Here is a 20,107-nt window from a genome sequence, read left to right on the forward strand (position 1 = left end):
AAAACTATGAACTTGCTATCTACTTACGACAGATTTAGTCAGGCACACCCGGCGCAAGGGGCTTTAGCCACCTTCCGCCAGGCAGGTTATGACTATGCTCTAAACAAGGGTCTGCCTACACGCAAAGATGAAGACTGGCACTACACCAGTGTGAAGGCGATCAGTGAAGGAGCCTTTACGTCAGCGACGAGCTCTTTTGAGCCCAGCCATGAAACTCTGCTGCAGATCAAGGCGCGCCTGAATTCTGATTTTACCAACGTGGTGTTCTTCAACGGTGTGTTGAATAAGACATTGTCGGCAGAACTTCCAGCTGGAGTGGTGTTGAGCGAGGCTCTTCAGTACCCTGAGCAGTTTGACGATGCCTTTGATGCTCTGAACGGTGCTTACCTGACGAAGGCTTTGGAAGTTTCTATTGCAAAAGAAACGTCTGTGGAAAAACCTGTGAATTTTGTTTTCTTCACTTCCAATGAGGGCGGCAGGAACCTGATGGTTCACCCCCGCATTCGTCTGGAGGTCGGTGCAAGATCCTCGGTGAAGGTTCTTGAAAGCCATTATGGTCTTCAGGATGCCGTCTATTTTGTGAATTCCGTTTTTGATCTGCATATCGCCGACAGTGCGAAAGTGACTTATGTGCGCGTGCAGGCTGAAAGTGAAAAGGCCTTCAACATCGGTCGCACACGCATCTTGGTTGAAAAGAATGCAAACTTGGAAAGTCTGGCCCTGGCAACAGGGGCTGCTTTGTCTCGTCATTCTTTGGATGTTGTGCTGAAGGGTCCGGGCTCTAACTCTGAGATCCTGGGCGTATACGCAGTTCGTGGTTCTCAGCATGTGGATAACACGTCTTTGATCGATCACCACGTGGGTGAGTGCAACACCAATCAATTGTACAAGGGCATTTTGGATGGTGAATCCAAGGCGGTCTTCTGTGGCAAGGTGCTGATCGAAAAAGGTGCACAGAAAGCCAACTCCGCTCAGTTGAACAACAACCTGCTTTTAAGTACCAAAGTCGAAGCTGACAGCAAGCCTTGTCTTGAGATCTATGCTGACGACGTGAAGGCGGCGCACGGATCGACCGTGGGGCAGTTGAACCGCGAAGAGCTTTTCTATCTGCAGTCCCGCGCGATTCCGAAAGACAAAGCGATTCCAATGTTAAGTTACGGCTTCCTTTCTGAAGTGATTTATAAAATTTCCGACGAGAACATCCAGACTTGGTTGTCTCGCCATTTGGATGAGGCGTTTAGTCACCTCAGCCTGAATCGGTAAGTGTTATGGGCAATTTAGAAGAGTTATTTACAAGTGTTCGCAGTCAGTTTCCGGCTTTGACCCAATTGGTTCATGGCAAGAAACTGGTTTATCTGGACAGCGGGGCGACAACTTTGAAGCCCCAGTCCGTGATCGATCGTATTTCTCATTTTTACTCTTATGAAACCTCCAACGTGCACCGTGGCGCGCATTACCTCGGTGATGTGGCGACGGGGCATTTTGAGGCCGCCCGCCAGAAAGTGGCGGATTTCCTGGGGGCTTCCCAGTCTGAAGAGATCATCTTCGCGCGTGGAACCACCGAGGGCGTGAACCTGGTGGCGAACTCCTGGGGGCTTTCGAACCTGAAGGCCGGGGATGAGATTTTGATCACCGTGATGGAGCATCACGGGAACATCGTGCCTTGGCAGATGGTTGCAGAAAAAGTAGGCGCCAAGGTCGTGGCGGCGGACATTCACGACAACGGAGAGCTGAATCTTGAGGATTTCAAGAGCAAGCTTTCCGCCAAAACAAAACTTGTGGCTTTCACCGCTTCCTCTAATGTGTTGGGAACAAACACCGATGTGAAGCTTTTGACTCGTCTGGCGCATGAGGCCGGAGCCAAGGTTCTGGTGGATGGCGCCCAGATTGTGTCCCAGCTTCCGGTGAATGTGCAGGATATGGACTGTGACTTCTTCGTTTTTTCTGCGCACAAGCTTTTTGGTCCCTTCGGCTTCGGTGCTGTCTATGGCAAGAAAGCGATTCTGGATCAGATGCCTCCGTATCAAGGTGGCGGCAGCATGATTTCCAAAGTCACCATTGAAAAGACCACGTTCAATGATGTTCCCACTCGCTTTGAAGCAGGAACACCGCATGTGGAAGGGGCTGTGGGTTTGCATGCCGCTTTGGATTTTGTTGAAAAGATCGGTCTGGATAAGATCCATGCCTATGAAATGGAAATCCTAAAGTCAGCGACTGAAAAACTGCTGGCGATTCCTGATGTGAAGATCTTTGGAACATCTTCCAACAAAGGGGCGATCCTTTCCTTCAATCTGAAGGGGGCTCATCATTCGGATGTGGCCCAGATTCTGGATCAGGAAGGGGTTGCTGTTCGCGCGGGTCACCATTGCACCCAGCCTCTGATGGCTCGATTGGGAGTCCCAGGAACAGTTCGCGCTTCGTTCTCAGTTTATAATAATCATGAAGATATTGATGCTTTAGTTAAAGCCGTGGCAAAGGCCCGGGAGATGTTGTTATGAGCACCCAAGATGTACTCATCCGTATTCAAGCCACCCCAAATCCCAACGCGTGGAAGTTTGTGTTGGATCGTCCAGTCCTGACAGAGGGCAAGGCGACCTATGCTGACGCAAAAGAGGCTGATCAAAGCCTGCTGGCGTCCGCGTTGTTTCAAGTTGAAGGTGTTCGTCAGGTTCACTTCTTCCAGAATGTGATCACGATCACTCACAACTTTGATGCAGACCCTGAAGAGATTCAACGAAATGTCTGCTCCGTGATTCAGACTCGCATGCCGGCGCACAATCCGAACCAGACACAGATGGATGAAAAGAAATTGCGTCGTGCAAGTCTGTCACCAGAGGTTCAGCAGATCGAAGAGATTCTGGATCACACGGTCCGTCCGGGCTTGCAGGGTGATGGTGGGGACTTGGATGTGGTGAAATACGAAGACAATAAACTTTATGTCTTCTATCAGGGCGCCTGTGGGACTTGCCCAAGTGCCACGTCCGGAACCTTGATGGCTATCGAGGGTATTCTGAGAGATCAGTTCAATCCGGAAATCGAAGTGATTCCGCTGTAAAGAAAAAGGACCCTGATGATCTGTACCCCAAAAAGTGGACAGATAAATAAAAGGGTCCTCTAAGTGAAACCTCGGCATTCTGCCGGGGTTTTTCCTTTTAAGCCCCATTGGGGACGTTCGTTATTGTAGTAGTTAATATAACGGTCTATCTCTGCTACCAATTCCTCAAACGTATGGCAACTTTGAAGATCCACTTCATCTTTTAAATGACCAAAAAAACTTTCTATAGGCGCATTGTCCAGGCAGTTGCCTTTTCTGGACATGGACTGGGTGACACCCCACTTAGACAAAAGATCTCGATACGTCTTGGATGTATAGTGACACCCTTGGTCCGAATGCATGATCAAACTCTCTGGCTTTCGGCTGAATAGGTCTTCCAGGCCTCGAATCGCAACGTGTAGTCCAGCTCCAGGAGAAACCGTATAGTGGACGATATCTTTCACTGCCAAGTCTTTTACGGCTGACAGATAAGCCCTGTTTCCTTTGCCATAGTCTAAGTAGGTAATGTCTGTTGAATAAACTGTGTCTTTCTTTTCAACATTAAATTGCCTGCTTAGGATGTTCGGACTTACCCGGTGTTCCTCACCTGATGCCCAGCCTTGCTTGTACTTATTCTTACGTCGGATAGTCGCCTGAAGGCCGTACTTCTTCATTAACCGTCTAATTTTCTTCAGGTTCATGTTGATCCAGAAGTGGCGTTGCAAAAGCATCTTTATTGTCCTAGCGCCGGCTTTACCCCTTCTATACGCAAAAATGATTTGCACCCATTCCGCGTCTGTTGTGATGACCTGGGGAGATGCTCTTTGGGCAAACCAGTAGTAATAGCCACTGGTACTGACTTGAGCCTGAGCGCACAGCCTGCTGAGACATAGATCAGGCCGATGATTGACCGCCTTGCTAATCAACGCGAACTTTTCTTGTTTGCGTATTTTGCCTCCAAGGCGCGGAGCTTTTTTAGGAAGTCGTTCTCCGCGCGAAGATAAGCGATTTCATCTTCTGCTGATTTAAGCTTTTTTCCCTTGGGTCGACCTGTAGACTTAGAACCTCGGCGGTCTTTCTTTAATCCACCTTCTTGGGTAGACATCTTTTCCCAACGCTGAAGGCACTTCTTGGCATAATCCACACCAAATAAGGATAGGTTAATACCAGCATCTTTAAAAATTTGACTAGGAGTTTGTCCCTCTTCCCGAAGCCTTAAGGCCCTAACCTTAAATTCGGGGGTATAGGCAACATTGGACTGCGTTACCTTTAGAACATTCGGATTCTTCTCAAGATCTCGGCGATCTCTTTCGGACAGTGAGCCCATGATCTGCTTCCTTTTTATACGAAAATACCCCAAAAATGGGACAGGGTCTTTTATTTTCCTGTCCGAAATTTGGGGTACAGATCACTGACGGGTCCTTTTTTATTTTCTCCGACGTTTGAAAACTTCACTTCCCAGTTGAGCTTCGGCAGAACGTCGAAGTTCCGGGGCTTCTGCTTCCAGGGTGTCTTCCGAGCGGCTGACGATCAAGGCGGAATTTCCCAAGACTTCATTGCCGGCACGGGCCTTAACTCCCAAAGAGATCATTTTCTGTTTTTCTTTCGAGAAACCCACAACAGTCAACTTCAGCTCCACGACTTGTCCGGCTTTGACGTTGGCCAAAGAATCCGACACTTCCCCCTCAACCACAGACACTCCTTCGGGAAGACTCCAGGAGTAAGTGAAATCACTTTGCAGGTCCTGATTGACTAATATGCGTGCGACCAAAGAGACTTCATCGTCAGCATCTTCCGGTATCTCGTTCTCAGTTTTTAGCTCTACGTGGAATGCGGCCAGATGTTTTCCGATGGGAAGAGGTCTCCAGCTTGTTTTGCTTGCTGCCGCGGGACTTCGCTCTTCAGAGTTTCCAGAAAATGAAAACAGGGAGGCTCCCAAAGCCAAGGTCATAAAGGCCGCGGTGAAGATTATCTTTCGCTTCCGCATAGTGGGGTGACTCCATTTCTTGTCAGGGTGTAAGTGGCAGGGGCATTCAGGTCTGAATTGACCTTGTTATAGGCGTTGATTTTCACATTGATGATGTAATAGCCAGCGGACAACCCGCTTAAGCTGACGGTTTCTGTCGTGGCACTTGCAGAACGGCTTTGTCGCGCGATATACGAAGATGAATAGCCGGCGTACCAATGAGTGTCTTCGAAATAGACGTAGTCTTTTTTGTAAAGGATCAGATCCAAATTCAGCTTGCTGCTTGAGAAGTTCATAGAGATGCTTCCACCGCTGCCATCATAATAGAAGAGGTAGAAGTCATTATTGACCTGCTGGTGAGATCTTGCCAAGTCACCCAAACTGGTCTCGGGTGTGCCGACAGTGAACGTTGTTGGGCAGGAGCCTCCGGTCGCACTGAGGTAGTAAGCATAGTCTTTGGTGGTCTTGCTCTGTTTTTCCTCATCCAAAATGGTATCCCATTTGGCATTAGCGGCGATGTTGCGGGAAAGCAGGTTGTTAAACAGACCGAAATTGGGGATTGGATACAAAGCTGTATTCACAAGGCTTGTGGCCACTGGGTTGTTGTTTTTCCTGTGGCCAAGGGTGTCTTCACCCGAGAACGTTTTCCAGATATCAGCAAAAGCGATACCCGCACCGGTTTTGATGCCCGAATAAATTGCATCGTTCTTGCGTGTGGTTTTATAAAGAGTTCTTGAGACGGACACCTCACGGAATGTTCCTGTGCCTTCAAGGTCGGTGGCTGTTCTGTCCATAGAAGCCGTCTCGCCATTTTCCCAAAGGTTGAACGAAATGCTGACGCCGGATTTGGCGTTGCCCTTGTAACCATAGGTATCGACGTAATAGTGATAGCGAACCTGATCGGGGACGCGGCTTTCGTCAACTCCAAGGCTTGCAGCATCGGCACCCGTCAGAACAGCTGCCTGCAGGTAGTTGGCCCAGCCTTCACTCCACGCCAGGCGCGCATCAATGACGAAGTTTCCGTTGTGCGAGCCGCCCGGAGACGCTGAGTTCCCATAGACGTCCTCCAGGAAGTGACCGTATTCGTGCAAAATCACCGAGTCATCGAAATGATCCGTGTCAGAGGATTTCACGTCACCGCTGACGCCCCCTAAGATAAAGAGCTTTCGGTCTCCAGGTGAATAGAACGACAGGGGTGAGTTGGAGCCGAAATAGGAATACGGATTAAATCCGGCTTTCCAGTAGACGGTCACTTTTTCAGCCACCCACCATTTATTGGGGTCAGTAGAAGGGACGCCACTTTCTAGAACGTTTTTATTGATGTTGCGGCGGATGTATTCGTTCGCAAGCAGGATATTATACATGATATTGAAGGCGCCGCCTTCAATGCCTGGATACAAGTTTTCATCGGCTTCGGCAATGACGGGAGTAGAGGTCAGATCCTTGGTTCCGTTGGTGATGTCAGAGGCCGTGACAGTGAAGGTGCGCGCGGCAAAGTGCGGGCTGTTGGCGTAGATGTCATTCAGAATGCTGACATTCAGATAGGCGTTCTGAGCGCGGGAATACACTTTTAAAGTGTAGGTGCCTTCTGTTTTTGGAATCTTGAAAACGGCCAGACCGTCGGTTGTGGTTTCGCCCTGCTGGATGCGTGTGCCGGCTTCATCATAGATATGAAACTCAGCAAAGGCGATGGGCATTCCTTCGTTTACAACACCGGTTAAGCCATTGGTGCTGGCCCCGGGGCTAAAACTCAAACCCCGATAGCGGAAGATCGCAGGTGCCGTGACTGTGATTGCCGCAGCATTGTCGATTTCAGTGGGTTTGCCATAATAAGGGGGTTCGTTGGAGGCGGGTTCTGACGACGAAGAGTCGTCACGGCCCTCAAAGCCATTGCCATTGCCACAACCAGATAGAAGTAGAGAACAACCGCACAGAAGAGCGGCCAGAGTCCGGCTTAATTTCATAAGAAACTTATCGGACTTACGGGCGGGAGCCTGAACGATGAAGCCGATGATTTCTTAGAGTAAATTATGACAAAATTGCAGAAGTTTTTTGCAGGACTGTCTTGAAATGAGACAAATAAAAAAAGGCTCGAAGGCCACTCTGAAAAAGTAAACCTGTTTTAGCTAAGGTGGGTAACCATGATAACAACTTTAGGCTTCTCAGTACGAGCTGAGCTTGCTCACCATTGTCAGGGACAGTTCCCAAAAATATGCTTGTAAGGTTTATTTTCGATAGAGCTTTACGCCGTCGAACCCTTCTGAAGACTATTCTATCAGGTCTTTTAAAGCCGTCAATCAAACCGGACTCTTACTTTCTGGCAAAGCTCCGATAAATTGCTTATGACGCCAGAAAAGTTAGATTTTATTTTTCCATTTGTGGTTTTTTTCTATGGACTCCTGATGGTTGTTGTGTTGGAGAACCCCGTCCTGGCAAGGATCGGACAGGAGCGCCTGGGGCAGGCCTACGCCAATATCACGAAGCACAAATCCCTGGCGTGGATCTGCTTTTTTGTCGGCGGACTGTGGTCTGTGCAGAACGTCTGGTACTCCTCCCTTTAGTGCGCACTTGACTCTCAATGTATTGACTCCCGAAGTATTGACACTGGCAGGGGAGGGCATTAGCCTCTGCTCCCATGTCGGACACTCCTAATCAGGCTCTTCGTAAAGCAGATATTTCCGCCCAGGCTAATCTGGGGGCTGCGGATCTATTGACGAAAAGCAATGAACCTTCCGTGCTTTCTGTTGAGCAGCTCAATATCTATGTCAAACAGCTTCTCGAGGGTCAGATCGGGACCGTGTGGGTGAAGGGTGAAATCTCCAACTTCAAAGCGCACACGTCGGGGCACTTTTATTTCAGCTTAAAAGATTCTAAATCTCAGATTACGGCGGTGATGTTCCGCGGTCACAATGCGCGTCTGAAGTTCAAGCCGACCGACGGCATGGAAGTGATCGTGCGCGGCCGTATCACGGTGTATGAGCCACGTGGAAACTATCAACTCATGTGCGAGATGATGGAGCCTGTGGGTGCTGGGGCTTTGCAGAAAGCCTTCGAGCAACTGAAGATGAAATTAAAAGCGGAAGGGCTTTTTGATACATCTAAAAAAAGACCCATTCCAACCTTCCCAAGACATATTGCGATTGTGACCTCTCCGACCGGGGCGGCCATTCGGGACATCCTGAATGTACTTTCCCGTCGGGCTAAATCAATTCAGGTCACAGTCGTGCCGACGATTGTTCAGGGGGAAGCCGCTGCTCCACAGATTTGTGAAGCCTTTAAGAAGGCCACCGCCCTTCCGGGTGTGGATGTGGTCATTGTTGGACGCGGAGGCGGTTCGATCGAAGACATGTGGTGCTTCAACGACGAAAAGCTGGCGCGTCTGATTGCTGCCAGCCCGGTTCCGGTGATCTCGGCCGTGGGTCACGAAATTGATTTTACGATTGCTGACTTTGTCGCGGATCTGCGTGCACCGACCCCGTCGGCGGCAGCAGAGCTTGTGGCAAAAAGTTCCGGGGAGCTTGCCAACAAAGTGGTTTCTTTGGAACGCATGCTGAAACTTTCTTTTGAAAAAAAGATGAAGTATCTGCGTGAAAAGATGACGGGTCTTTCAAAGCGATTGGTGGATCCTCAGCGCCGCCTTCAGGATTTGGAATTGCGCAACGACGATCTTTTGAACCGTCTGGAGTTTGCGATGAACCGGCGCCTGGCAGAGCGTCGCCACAAGGTGGAACTGCTCAATGAAAAGCTGGGAAGTCCGCAGGACCTGATCCAGGAAAAGAAAAAGGATCTGGAATATCTGAAGGCACGCACAGAAAAGGCGTTGCTGTTCTCTATTGAGCGAAAAAAGGCCCGTATGGGTAAAGTGATGGGGATGCTCGACAGTCTCAGTCCGCTGAAGGTGGTTGAGCGGGGCTATTCCATCGTGACCAAGGATAGTGTTGTTATTAAATCGTCTGACCAGGTTAAAAAGGGTGATCTTTTGGATATCCGTCTGGCTCAGGGCTCACTGACCGCTGTTGTTGACAGCGTGAAAGGGGAATAAATGGATTTCGAGAAAAAGCTGGGACGTCTGGAAGAGATCGTTCAGAAAATGGAAAAGGGCGACCTGGCCCTGGAAGAATCACTGAAGCTTTTTGAAGAAGGTGTGAAGCTTTCACGGGAATGTCATCAGCGTCTGAACGAGGCTGAATCCAAAGTGAAACTTTTGATGTCGGTGGGCGCAGACGGTCAGCCGGTGACATCTGATTTCACCGCTGAGGAGAACTAATCTTGGATTTGGCAATTCAGATTGAACAGGAAATAGCGGCACGCACTGAAACTGTAAATCAGTTTGTGGAAAAGTATCTGTCTGAGATGGAGCTTCCCGAGGGAGCGGCCATCGCTGAATTGCGCAAATCCATGCTTTATTCTGCCACCAATGGTGGCAAGCGCTTCCGTCCGGTCTTGTCATTGCTGGTGGGAGAGCTTTTTGGTGCCAACAAAGAAAAAATTCTTCCCTTCGCCGCAGCGGTGGAACTGGTTCATACTTATTCTCTGATTCATGATGACCTTCCATGCATGGATAACGACGACATGCGCCGAGGCAAGCCAACGAATCATAAGGTCTACGGTGAGGACTTTGCCTTGCTTGCCGGGGATGCTCTTTTGACCGAGGCCTTTATGCTGATTGCTGAAGGCTACGCTGATAATAGTTTCCTGGTGGCTCAACTGGGCCGACTGCTTTCATCTGCGGCAGGCATCCGTGGTATGGTGGGTGGCCAGGCCATTGATCTACGCGCCGGTGACAAACAGATGTCATTGGAAGAGCTAACCCATCTGCATCGTCTGAAGACAGGGGCTTTGATCCGTGTCGCAGTCGAGGGGGCCGCTGTGATTGCCGGAGCCAAGCCAACTGATATCGAAAGCTTGAAAAAGTTCGGAGAAGGTTTGGGATTGGCCTTCCAAGTGGCTGACGATGTGCTGGATCACGGCGAAAAGGGACAGGACTTGCGTAGTTTCACGGGCATTTTGGGCCTGGAGGGAACCAAGACTTATCTGAAGGATCTTAGTGCATCGACACTGGCAGAGCTTCGCAAGGTTTCTGCGGATGCGCCCATGTTGGAATTCCTTATCAGCTTCAATCAAAATCGTCAGGTGTAGTTCTATGTCAGAAAAAGTGCGCTTGGATCTTTATCTTGTTGAAAAGGGTCTGGCGCAGTCGCGCACTCATGCACAGGAACTGATCGAGGCGGGACAAGTTTATCTTTCTGAAAATTTGCAAAAAAAGATTCTCAAAAAATCCAGTTATGCAGTCACTGCGGCGCAGGCGGGTCTGATCACGGTGGAGTCCGGACCGGCCAATCGCTTTGTCTCCCGTGGGGGGCTTAAGTTGGAAGGTGCGTTGGCTCATGTGGGGAAATCTCCGAAGGGCCTCAAAGTTCTGGATGTGGGAATCTCCACAGGTGGTTTCACTGACTGCCTTTTGCAGCAGGGGGCAGAAAAGGTTCTGGGTGTGGATGTAGGGCATGGGCAGGTACATCCGCAACTTCTGAAGGATTCCCGTTTGCAGGTGATCGAAGGAATCAACGCCCGAAATCTTTCCCGGAACGACCAAGTCCTGAAGGCCACGCCGCCAGAAAAATTTGATCTGGTGGTGATGGATGTTTCTTTCATTTCAATTGCATTGATCGTACCGGAACTGGCAGGCTTTCTTAAGACTGAAGGCTGTCTTTTAAGCCTGGTAAAGCCCCAATTTGAGGTCGGCGTTGACGGCCTTTCAAAGGGGGGTATAGTCAAAGATGTTTCTTTGTATGCAGAGGTCGAGACCAGAATAAAAGCTCTTTGTTCTGAAAATGGATTTAAGGTTCTCGACTACTTCCCATCTCCGATTCAGGGAAAGGACGGAAATAATGAGTTCTTTATTTACGCAAAAAAAATCTAGCTGGCTGTTGCTGTTTCTCTTCCTGGCAAGTTGTCAGAGCATCAGAACTCGCGAGGACGTTCGTAAGGGAACGCCACCCTCCATGCCACAAACCCGTCCTGTGTCTCCTCAGCAGCAGCGTCCTCAGGAACGTGAAAATATCGGAACACCCCCACCGATGGAAACAGATGAAGAAGAGGTGACAGAGATCACTCCGCCGCCACCTCCGGCTCCTGTGATTCCCACAATGCCCAAGATCGGTGTGATCCTGGGGGCGGGAGGCGCAAAGACCTACGCTCATATCGGGTTCTTGCATGAGTTGCAAAGAGCCAAAGTTCCAGTTTACGCCATTGGCGGTGTCGAGTTTGGGTCACCAATGGCAGCCCTGTATGCAAATAAGGAACTTGCCAACGAAGTTGAGTGGCAGATGTTCAAGCTCAAGGACGAAGAGGTGTTAAAGAAGTCCTTGCTGGGTGGGGTAAACAAAAACAACGACGTGACAGTGTTGAAGGACTTTGTCGGGGTCGCATTCAATCGAGCCAAAATCGAGGACTTTAAAGTTCCGTTCGCGTGTCCGTCTTACAATCTGAAGAAGAATCAGGTTTACCTGATGAACCGAGGAAGCATCGACCAGTTGATGTATCTGTGCATGGCGTATCCGCCGCTCTTTAAGCCGTATCAGAACAGCGTTTCCGGCATCCGCGACATCACTTCTTTGGCCAATTATCTGCGCCAGAAGGGGGCGAATTACATCGTCTTCGTCAATGTTCTGCAGGCACCGGGCGGGTCTAAGCCGTTCACCTTGGATGCTCAGGCTACAGACAACGTATTATGGAGTGAAGTGGCGGGACTGTATAATAAGCCTTTGCCGGGAGTTGATACGGTCATTTCACTGGATACGTCCGGTTATGGTATTATGGATTTTGAAAAGCGTCGGGAAATCATGAACAAAGGTACGGATGCCGCAGCCAAACAGTTGAAGAGCCTGACGCGTAAATGGGGTCTTTAGGAGAATTTTTATGAGCAGAAAACCCACGTATGACATGAACATCTTTGCCGAAAGAAGAAGAAAAGCCGGCGAGCAGATCCCAGGGGCTGCTTTGGTGGTGACTTCCCATCCGGAATATATTCGTAACCATGACTGTCATTTCCCTTATCGACAGGACTCAAATCTTTTCTATCTGACGGGTTGGGAAGAGCCGGAGTCTGTTCTGGTTTACCGTCCGGGGCTTAAGCCTGAAACGGTGATGTTCGTGCGTCGCCGTGATGTCGAAAGAGAAACTTGGGATGGTTTCCGCTATGGACCCGAGGGCTGTGAGCGCGAGTTCAAGGTCGACAAGGCCTATCCAATTGATGAGTTCAGCAAAGTCGCTCCACAACTATTAAAAGAAGTCGATCGTGTTTACTATCGCCAGTACAAGAATCCTGAGATGGATCACAAGATGCAGGATGTTCTGGAAAGCGTGAAGGCTTTGCAGGGTCGCATGGGGAATGGTCTTTTGACGATTCTCGATGCCGATACGCTGTTGGGTGAAATGCGTTTGGTAAAATCCGAATATGAACTGACTCAGTTGCGTGAGGCGTGCGAGATCTCTGCGCAAGCTCATTTGGCGGCGATGCGCTTTACTCGTCCGGGGGTGACCGAACGTCAGATCCAAGGAGTTCTGGCGCACAATTTCTACATGCGCGGTTCAGCGCGCGAAGGGTATAATTACATCGTCGCTTCGGGCAATGCAGCGACGACTCTTCATTATAATTTTAACGATCAGGTCTGCCAGGATGGGGATCTTCTTTTGATCGACGCCGGGGCCGAGTTTAATTACTACACGGGCGATATCACGCGCACGTATCCTGTGAACGGAAAGTTCACGGATGAGCAGGCTCGGGTGTATGAAGGTGTTTTGAAAGTTCAGAAGCAGATCTGCGATTTCGTGAAGCCGGGAATTGTGTTTAAGGACCTGCATGATATGGGGACGTCGTTGCTGACGGATCTGATGCTGGATCTGGGGCTTCTATCCGGTCGCAAGGATGATCTTATTCAGGCCTTGGCGCAGAAAAAATACTACCCGCATGGCATCGGTCACTGGTTGGGCATGGATGTGCATGATGCCGGCCTTTACTTCAAGAAGGGCGAGCCTCGTCCGATTGAAGCCAACATGTGCTTCACCATTGAACCGGGTATTTATATCCCAGCTGACGACACATCAGCTCCTCAGAAGTACCGCGGTATTGGTATTCGTATCGAGGACAATTTGCGGGTCACCTCCACAGGCTCTGAGAATATGACTTCTTCCGTGCCAAAAGAAATTGCGGACATCGAAAAAGTTGTTGGCAAAGCATAGTTCGGTAAAAAAAGCCCTCTTGATCGAGGGCTTTTTTCTTAGGCGGTGATGGCGCGATCCACCTGGCGTAAGTTCTGCGAAATGAAAGTCAGCTGTTCACGCAGCTCATTGGACATACCCAGTCCCCATTTGCTTTCCCCCTCAATAGAGCGCAGAATTTTTTTAAAGCTTTCTGTCAGCTCTTCCATGTCCCCCAGAAGGGCTTCCAGCGACGAAGAGAGTTCTTTCACTCTGGACATTTCAATTTTTCCGACCACGCAGATGACATCCATCCCGGCAGTCACTTTGGAAAGCATCGACACTGATCGGATCAGCGACTTGTTTTCTTTTGTGAGCTCTTTGGCGGTGTTCAGTACCGTCGCAAAGTTTGAGGAAATCAACTGCTTTAATAGATCGCAGTTTTGAATCAGCATTTGCTCTTGTTCCTCGCTGATAGAAGCCTGGGTGTCCTCACGATACAAGGTTTCTTCCAGCAGATGATTCATCATTTCTATCTGAAAGCGGGAGACGTCAATCGCCAGATACATTTCTGCAGCTGATTGATGAAACGAAGTGAAAGTTTTTTCAAAATCCAGGGTGTTGCTAAGAATGTCTTCAGCCAGCTTTTCCAGGTTGTTGGAAACCACACCCAGGGGTTTTCCCACTTCCCCCAATTTGGCTGCGGAGATGGTAAGGTTCGTGGTGACCATCTGAACCTCGCGGCAGAGTTCATCGATAGCCCGGGATTTTGTCTTAAGAGCGCCGGTCCGTTCGCTGAGTTGATCGGCCAGGTTGAAGGCTTTGCGAGCAGTCTCTGTGCAGGCTCGTGATGCTCGCAGAAGTCCCTCCAGAAGTCCGCTGTCGGTGCTGATTGCCGGTGCGAGATTTTCCTGAGACAGCGTCAGCAGGCCATCACGAGATTTCATCTCAGCCAACAGGGCTTTATTCATAAAGTCTTCGTAGGATGAGAATCCCTTCTCCAGTAAAGCCTTTAAAAGATCCTCAGTCGCCTGCTCAAGCGAGACGCCGGCTTGCTCTTTTTGCAGAAGGTCGGCGTACACGGTCTGAATTTCGCACATCAGGGCTGTGCTGGGTTTTAAGCGAATGGACAAATAGCCATCATCCATTGGGAAGGCCATGGCAAAGACCCAGTAAAACCGGCCGTTCTTGCTGCGATTTTTTACGTAAGCACAGATCGGCTTTCCTTCCTTGAGAAAACTCCAGAAAAGTTTAAAAACGCATCGGGGCATGTCGGGATGGCGGATGATATTATGAGGACGACGTAGAATTTCCTCTTCTTGATACTCGCTCACCCGAAGAAAGACCTTGTTTCCGGTTTGAATCAGGCCTTTGAAATCGGTTTTTGAAAAGAATAATTCGTGTAATGCAAAGTCGGCTTCAAGATTAAGCACCAGTGTCTCCTCAAAGAAACACTGCTATAGCTTCAAGCCGCAAATCACATCAACAAATATGAGGAAGTCCCTGAAATAATCCACCGGCTCGGTGGAGACATTTCTTGAGTTATATAAACATTCCTTGAGTTATATAAATCTGTGGGACAGCCAAGAATGCTTTTCTGCGTATTCTTGCAGCTCTTTTTCTGTCTTAAATAATTTATCGTCGCGTGCAGCGGCGCTGACTGCCAGTCCCAGGTGGGTGGCTGATTGTAAAAGCTGATAATCACCCATGGTATTTCCGGAAGCGAAGAACGGCTTTTTTCCGCCGGTTCTTTCCAGCAATGCATCCACTTTGCCTTGTTTGTAGGTGATCAGACCCTTTTGAATATCTGTGATGGTTCCATTTTCGACAACGGTTTCAACTCCGATGACATCATCCTTGCTAAGACCCAGCATTTCTGCGCCGGGTTCGACCGCCCATTTAACGGATGCGGTGACGACATAGATACGCACGCCTTTGGAAAGAAACAGATCGATCAGTCTCTTCTGCTCTGTGAAGACGGGAACCGGGAAGTGTCCTTTAACGGCGTCAATAGCCCATTGATGAACCTGCTCCAATTTTTGCCCCCGGCAGATCTGAGCTAGCCAAAGGTAGGCCTTTGTCGGATCAGCCGCTTTCATGGTTTGATAGTGTTCCCAGGGATCCGGCGGAAGTTGCACCAGGCGATTGTCAATTTGATGGTGGAAGAAGGTTTCGCCCAGATCGGTATCCCACAATGTTCCATCCGCATCAAAAGCTGCCACTGGTGCAGAATCTTCTTTCAGAACGAGGTCCAGTATCGTATCTATGCGCTTCCAAATGTCGGTGGAATAATCTTTGTATTTCATAGGCTCTTAGTATGAAATATGAAATGAAAAATGACAAGGAGACCTGAGGCCATGAGCCTTTATTGTCGAGTGATTCAGTCGGAAGATTTGCAGCAAATTTTGGATCTGGAAAGCAGAAAGCTTGCGGAAGCTTATCCGGATGAGATGGAAAGAATGATGGCCGGCTGGAACTCGAAATTTCGAGTGGAAGCCTTGAATCATTATATTGCTTTGGGCTGGAGCTTTCTGGCGCTGGAGCAGGACACAAACAAGTTGATGGGATACTTCATCGCCCAGCCACTGCTGTTCCTGGACGGCCAGACACAGTCCCTTTGGGTTGAGCACGTTCAATACACATCTTTGCAGGCCCGCGATGAACTATGTGAGCTTGCCTATAAACTGGGAAGAGAAAAACATCTGCAAAGAGTTTATTTCCCGAACGAAAATGGAGTGCCCAATTCTGTGAAGGCCTTCAGGCCCGAATCATGGCAGCCGGGAACACTTTCTGTGAAGACGACAAAAGGATAAAACATGAAAAATTTCTCCTTCGCAAATCGAATTCAGAACATCAATAAAATGAAATCTCAGGAATTTGATCTGATTATTATCGGGGGAGGAATCAATGGCGCGGGTGTGGCGCGTGATGCTTCCGCCCGTGGCATGAAGGTGGCTTTGATCGAAGCCCGGGATTTTGCATCGGGCACGTCATCCAAATCCAGCAAATTAATTCACGGTGGTATTCGCTACCTGGAAAACATGGAATTTAAACTTGTCTTTGAGGCATTGAACGAACGCACACGTTTGTTTGATATGGCGCCTCACCTGGTGCATCCACTGCGCTTCATGATTCCTCTTTATGAGGAAAGCCGGGTCGGAATGTTCAAGATGGGGTTGGGCATGTGGCTTTATGATGCTCTTTCCTTGTTTCAGACTCCGGAAATTCACGAGCGACTGAATGCCGAAGAATCCATGGATCGTATGCCGGCACTGCGCCATCAGCAGCTGCTGGGCTCTTATATTTATTCCGACGCTTATATGGATGATGATCGCTTGGTTCATGAAACCTTGCGCTCGGCAAATGAAAATGGGGCGCTCTGTGCGAACTATGTGAAAGCCACGGGCGTGCAGTTCGGATCTGACGGAAAGATTGAGTCAGTTCTGTGTGAAGATCAGCATTCGCAAGAAAAGTTTGCAATCAAAGGCCGACATATCATCAGCAGCGTTGGCCCATGGACTGACAGTCTGGGTGAAAAGATATTTAAAGACTGGAAAAACATCCTGCGCCCGACCAAGGGTATTCACCTGACGCTGCCAAAGCACCGTCTGCCTTTAAGCAGTGCTGTGGTGATGGCGGCGGAAAAAAGTGATCGTATTGTGTTCGGTATTCCCCGTCACGAAATGATTATCATTGGAACCACGGACACTGACTTTAAGGATGCGCCGGAAAATGTTTCAGCGACACCGGAAGATGTAAAATATCTTCTGTCAGTCACGGACTACTACTTCCCGGGTGCCAACCTGACAGCTCACGACATCATCGCCAGTTATGCCGGGGTACGCCCTCTGGTGAATGATGGCTCCTCCAGCGAAGGCAAGACCAGCCGCGAACATACAATCATTCATGATGATCGTGGTGTGACTTTTGTGGCGGGTGGAAAGTACACGACGTATCGTTTGATGTGTGAACAAACCGTCGATGCGGCTTTGCAGTCGTTTTCATTTGAAGAGCGTGTGGCCTGGAGCAAATCTGATACAACCAAGCCTCTGAACGCCTATACCAGTGTGGACGCCTTCCTTCAGGCCAAGGTTCAGGCCGATGTGTGGTCTCAAGAGACCGGTCGCCCTTATGAAGAGATGAGACTTCTGGCAGAACGCTATGGTATGGAGGGTGAGGAGATTCTTAACAAGTACTCCTCTGACATGACTTACTGGCAGTTGGAAGCGGCCCAGGCAATTGATTCCACGATGTGTCTTCATATGCGTGATTTTTACGCCCGCCGTGTGCCGTTGTTCCTTGCGGATCGCAATCATGGAGTCAAATATCTTGAAGAGATCGGGCAGGTCTTCCAGGACAAACTGGGTTGGAGTGACAGCCGCTTGAAAGATGAAAAGCACATGCTGACTGAATACATGGCGCATGAATTGGAATGGAAGAAGCACGTCTAAAGCTTTAAGGCAGGAAGTATTCTGAAATGGCCGGAAGCCCGTTTTGATCAGAATACGACACCCTTGGCACGCAATCGAGCTTGCCGGGACTGGCAGTTCTGTCGTCGTCCTTCACGCTCACGTCCTGGTGTCTCAAAATGTCACCGATGACAAAACTTTAACAGCTCTGTCGTCTCATTATGGAATCTGTATGGACCAGAGGCTGGCAGGCTCTTTGATACATCAGAGGTGGTTTCCTGTTTTGGAGGTGCCCATGCGTTCTCAATTGCACATAGTTCTATCGGTTCTTGCCCTGTCAGTGGCGGCTTGCTCCAATGGTGGAGGCGGCGGCGGCGGTGGTGGTGCAACTCCTCCTGTTGTGGTGAATCCGACAAGTCCAACTCCACAGGTGCCGGGTGCGACATCAGAGTTCACCTATGAATACCATCAGAATGGCTGTACGACTGGGAAACAGCGCCTGACTTCGAAGGCGGCCTACTGTGATGCTTTGCTGAATGATGCCCTTAATAATAACTGCGCGCGCGAGATGCGTGTGGAAACTTTCAATCGTATGTGTGCCAACGGGACCACGGTGTCTCCGACAGGCGGCTTGCAGGGTATGAGCACGGCACGCTGTGAAGTGAACGGCATGGATCTGCGCGACCGCTCTATTATTCAGAACATGAACCCGTTCAATCCACAACGTCGCCAAATTTATCGTGACATGTTCTGGAATGCGAAGTCTGAAAATTCATACGAGATTTTGGGGAGCCTGATTGATACCTACGGTCGGGCCCGTTTTGTCATGACTCCGGCCCAAGCCCAGACAGCAGCTCAGGGTGAAATTGATCTGTCCCAGCAGAAGGGGGAATACCGCTTCTCTGTGCGATCGGCTTTGGGGTATCCGATTCAGTTGAAAGTCACCAATGAAGAAACCGAAAAGGAAGTGTCAGCGACATGTATTTCCCACAGCTCCTTTAAGCGTGCGAAAGCGGATTTAAGCCGTATTAGATGCAGCTTTGCCAACAACGAGGTGGGTCGTCGCAGCACCGAGCGTGCGGAAGAAATTGTTTGGGACGTGAAAAACACCGTGGAAAAGGAAGTTTTCCGTGGGCGTTCTTCAGAAAGAATTCTTCTTCGTTTGAAACCGGCACAAGGCGGGCAGGAAGAGCGCATTCAGGTGGTGGCTCAAGATCTTGATGTCGATAAAACTATGCAGGCCGAAACGTCTTTGACGGGTGGCTTGGAGGTTCGTTTCCGTGCAAAGCTTGCGGGTCGTGAGATGACTCTGAGTTGTGCGCCTGCGTCAAAATAACTCAAAAAAGGCCTAAATATCTGCATTGACTCCGGTTTTTATAGAACCTAGACTTGAGATGTTTTAGGCCCGATGAATATTTCCTGAAGTGAGATTCAGCATGAGTTTTTTTGACAAAGTTCAAGACTATTTTTCAAATGATATCGCCATTGACCTCGGCACTGCTAACACCCTTGTTTATGTAAAAGGCCGCGGAATTATCCTAGATGAGCCTTCTGTTGTTGCAGTTCAAAAGAACTATCGTGGAATGCAGAATCGCGTTCTGGCGGTGGGTAAAGAAGCCAAAGACATGTTGGGACGTACACCGGGCAGCATCGTGGCCATCCGCCCAATCAAAGACGGCGTTATTGCGGATTTTGAAGTCACTCAATCCATGTTGAGATACTTCATCGGCAAATCTTTGGGAGAGAAAAAATCCTTCATCCGTCCACGCATCATCATCTGCGTACCTTACGGGATCACTCAAGTTGAAAAACGCGCGGTGAAAGAGGCCGCTCAGTCCGCAGGGGCTCGTGAGGTGTATCTGATTGAGGAACCAATGGCGGCGGCTATCGGTGCGGGCCTTCCGATCACTGAACCTTCCGGCAATATGGTTGTCGATATGGGTGGTGGTACCACAGGTGTTGCAGTTATTTCTTTGGGCGGTATTGTTTATTGCAAATCCATCAAAGTGGCCGGTGATAAGTTTGATGAAGCGATCGTGAATTACGTTCGTCGTCAGTTCAATCTTTTGATCGGTGAAAGAACAGCTGAAAACATCAAAATCCAAATCGGTAACGCATATCCCTTCGAAGAAGAAAAATCCATGGAGATCAAAGGCCGTGACCTGGTTGCGGGCGCTCCGAAGACCATCGAAATCACTTCTTCCCAGGTTAACGATGCCTTGATGGATCCTTTGTCTGAAGTTGTCGATGCAGTTCGCACGGCTTTGGAAAAGACTCCGCCTGAATTGGCTTCCGATATCGTGGATAACGGCATTGTTCTGACCGGCGGGGGCGCCTTGCTGGCAAACCTGGACGTACTTTTGAGAGAGAGAACTGGACTTCCGGTTTCTATCGCAGAAGATCCATTGAGTTGTGTGGTTATGGGCTCTGGCAAGGTGCTTGACCAACTCGACCTTCTAAGACAGCTGACTGTCGACTAATTGCATTTCATCGATCAGG

The 20,107-nt window shown here is 49.4% G+C and carries 20 protein-coding genes and 1 other RNA gene; 14 read left to right on the forward strand and 7 right to left on the reverse strand.

Translation table 11 applies throughout. The annotated features are described in order from the left end of the window. Positions 1-6 precede the first annotated feature (6 nt). From sufD to ACZ5ZV_RS01215, 3 genes are read left to right on the forward strand one after another with little or no spacing between them, the layout of a single operon-like run. The gene (gene sufD, locus ACZ5ZV_RS01205) at positions 7-1,263 is read left to right on the forward strand and encodes a Fe-S cluster assembly protein SufD (protein ID WP_464119478.1); all 1,257 of its coding nucleotides are present in this window, start codon (positions 7-9) and stop codon (positions 1,261-1,263) included. 5 nt (positions 1,264-1,268) lie between these two features. Continuing rightward, the gene (locus tag ACZ5ZV_RS01210) at positions 1,269-2,498 is read left to right on the forward strand and encodes an aminotransferase class V-fold PLP-dependent enzyme (RefSeq protein WP_464119480.1); all 1,230 of its coding nucleotides are present in this window, start codon (positions 1,269-1,271) and stop codon (positions 2,496-2,498) included. After that, the gene (locus ACZ5ZV_RS01215) at positions 2,495-3,055 is read left to right on the forward strand and encodes a NifU family protein (protein ID WP_464119482.1); all 561 of its coding nucleotides are present in this window, start codon (positions 2,495-2,497) and stop codon (positions 3,053-3,055) included. Before ACZ5ZV_RS01210 ends, ACZ5ZV_RS01215 begins: the two co-directional genes overlap by 4 nt. A 59-nt stretch (positions 3,056-3,114) precedes the next feature. On the opposite strand, the gene ACZ5ZV_RS01220 is transcribed toward ACZ5ZV_RS01215, so the two are convergent. The 5 genes from ACZ5ZV_RS01220 to ssrS form a co-directional block, all read right to left on the reverse strand. After that, on the reverse strand, positions 3,115-3,960 hold the full coding sequence (locus ACZ5ZV_RS01220) for an IS3 family transposase (RefSeq protein ID WP_464117088.1): 846 nt from the start codon (positions 3,958-3,960) through the stop codon (positions 3,115-3,117). Continuing rightward, positions 3,957-4,361 (reverse strand): transposase, encoded by a 405-nt coding sequence (locus ACZ5ZV_RS01225; protein ID WP_464117089.1) that lies wholly within the window; start codon positions 4,359-4,361, stop codon positions 3,957-3,959. Before ACZ5ZV_RS01225 ends, ACZ5ZV_RS01220 begins: the two co-directional genes overlap by 4 nt. 99 nt (positions 4,362-4,460) lie before the next feature. Further along, positions 4,461-5,021 (reverse strand): hypothetical protein, encoded by a 561-nt coding sequence (locus ACZ5ZV_RS01230; protein ID WP_464119484.1) that lies wholly within the window; start codon positions 5,019-5,021, stop codon positions 4,461-4,463. Then, positions 5,003-6,964, reverse strand: a complete 1,962-nt coding sequence (locus ACZ5ZV_RS01235; RefSeq protein ID WP_464119486.1) for a hypothetical protein — start codon at positions 6,962-6,964, stop codon at positions 5,003-5,005. Before ACZ5ZV_RS01235 ends, ACZ5ZV_RS01230 begins: the two co-directional genes overlap by 19 nt. Positions 6,965-7,082: 118 nt before the next feature. Further along, positions 7,083-7,262, reverse strand: a non-coding RNA gene (ssrS, locus tag ACZ5ZV_RS01240) — 6S RNA. Between the two features lie 140 nt (positions 7,263-7,402). Here ssrS and ACZ5ZV_RS01245 point away from each other — a divergent pair. From ACZ5ZV_RS01245 to ACZ5ZV_RS01275, 7 genes are all read left to right on the forward strand, one after another. Further along, positions 7,403-7,561, forward strand: coding sequence for a hypothetical protein (locus ACZ5ZV_RS01245; protein WP_347358010.1), 159 nt, complete (start codon positions 7,403-7,405; stop codon positions 7,559-7,561). Between the two features lie 74 nt (positions 7,562-7,635). Next, positions 7,636-9,042 carry an exodeoxyribonuclease VII large subunit gene (gene xseA / locus ACZ5ZV_RS01250; RefSeq protein ID WP_464119488.1) on the forward strand — a complete coding sequence of 469 codons (1,407 nt, stop codon included), beginning with the start codon at positions 7,636-7,638 and terminating at the stop codon, positions 9,040-9,042. Further along, positions 9,043-9,267 carry an exodeoxyribonuclease VII small subunit gene (locus ACZ5ZV_RS01255; protein ID WP_464119489.1) on the forward strand — a complete coding sequence of 75 codons (225 nt, stop codon included), beginning with the start codon at positions 9,043-9,045 and terminating at the stop codon, positions 9,265-9,267. Between the two features lie 2 nt (positions 9,268-9,269). Then, on the forward strand, positions 9,270-10,139 hold the full coding sequence (locus tag ACZ5ZV_RS01260) for a polyprenyl synthetase family protein (RefSeq protein WP_464119491.1): 870 nt from the start codon (positions 9,270-9,272) through the stop codon (positions 10,137-10,139). A 4-nt stretch (positions 10,140-10,143) separates the two neighbouring features. After that, on the forward strand, positions 10,144-10,920 hold the full coding sequence (locus ACZ5ZV_RS01265; RefSeq protein WP_464119493.1) for a TlyA family RNA methyltransferase: 777 nt from the start codon (positions 10,144-10,146) through the stop codon (positions 10,918-10,920). Then, entirely contained in the window at positions 10,889-11,908 is a 1,020-nt protein-coding gene (locus ACZ5ZV_RS01270) for a patatin-like phospholipase family protein (protein WP_464119495.1), read from the forward strand. The genes ACZ5ZV_RS01265 and ACZ5ZV_RS01270 overlap by 32 nt, the downstream gene beginning before the upstream one ends. 10 nt (positions 11,909-11,918) lie before the next feature. Next, a complete protein-coding gene (locus tag ACZ5ZV_RS01275; protein ID WP_464119497.1) occupies positions 11,919-13,241 on the forward strand; it encodes an aminopeptidase P family protein in 1,323 nt (440 codons plus the stop codon). Between the two features lie 38 nt (positions 13,242-13,279). Here ACZ5ZV_RS01275 and ACZ5ZV_RS01280 read toward each other — a convergent pair whose 3' ends face one another. After that, a complete protein-coding gene (locus tag ACZ5ZV_RS01280) occupies positions 13,280-14,632 on the reverse strand; it encodes a PAS domain-containing protein (protein WP_464119499.1) in 1,353 nt (450 codons plus the stop codon). Positions 14,633-14,761: 129 nt separating this feature from the next. Beyond that, positions 14,762-15,505: an HAD family hydrolase gene (locus tag ACZ5ZV_RS01285; protein ID WP_464119501.1), complete on the reverse strand. Its 744-nt coding sequence runs from the start codon at positions 15,503-15,505 to the stop codon at positions 14,762-14,764. A gap of 51 nt (positions 15,506-15,556) precedes the next feature. Here ACZ5ZV_RS01285 and ACZ5ZV_RS01290 point away from each other — a divergent pair, with 51 nt between their 5' ends. The 4 genes from ACZ5ZV_RS01290 (at position 15,557) to ACZ5ZV_RS01305 (ending at position 20,088) form a co-directional block, all read left to right on the forward strand. Next, complete coding sequence (locus tag ACZ5ZV_RS01290; protein ID WP_464119503.1) at positions 15,557-16,012, forward strand: hypothetical protein; 456 nt, start codon at positions 15,557-15,559, stop codon at positions 16,010-16,012. A gap of 3 nt (positions 16,013-16,015) precedes the next feature. Further along, positions 16,016-17,650: a glycerol-3-phosphate dehydrogenase/oxidase gene (locus ACZ5ZV_RS01295; RefSeq protein WP_464119505.1), complete on the forward strand. Its 1,635-nt coding sequence runs from the start codon at positions 16,016-16,018 to the stop codon at positions 17,648-17,650. A 253-nt stretch (positions 17,651-17,903) separates the two neighbouring features. Continuing rightward, positions 17,904-18,944, forward strand: coding sequence for a hypothetical protein (locus tag ACZ5ZV_RS01300; protein ID WP_464119507.1), 1,041 nt, complete (start codon positions 17,904-17,906; stop codon positions 18,942-18,944). 100 nt (positions 18,945-19,044) lie between these two features. Then, positions 19,045-20,088: a rod shape-determining protein gene (locus tag ACZ5ZV_RS01305; RefSeq protein WP_464119508.1), complete on the forward strand. Its 1,044-nt coding sequence runs from the start codon at positions 19,045-19,047 to the stop codon at positions 20,086-20,088. Positions 20,089-20,107 lie beyond the last annotated feature (19 nt).

The organism is Bdellovibrio sp. HAGR004, assembly GCF_055397015.1.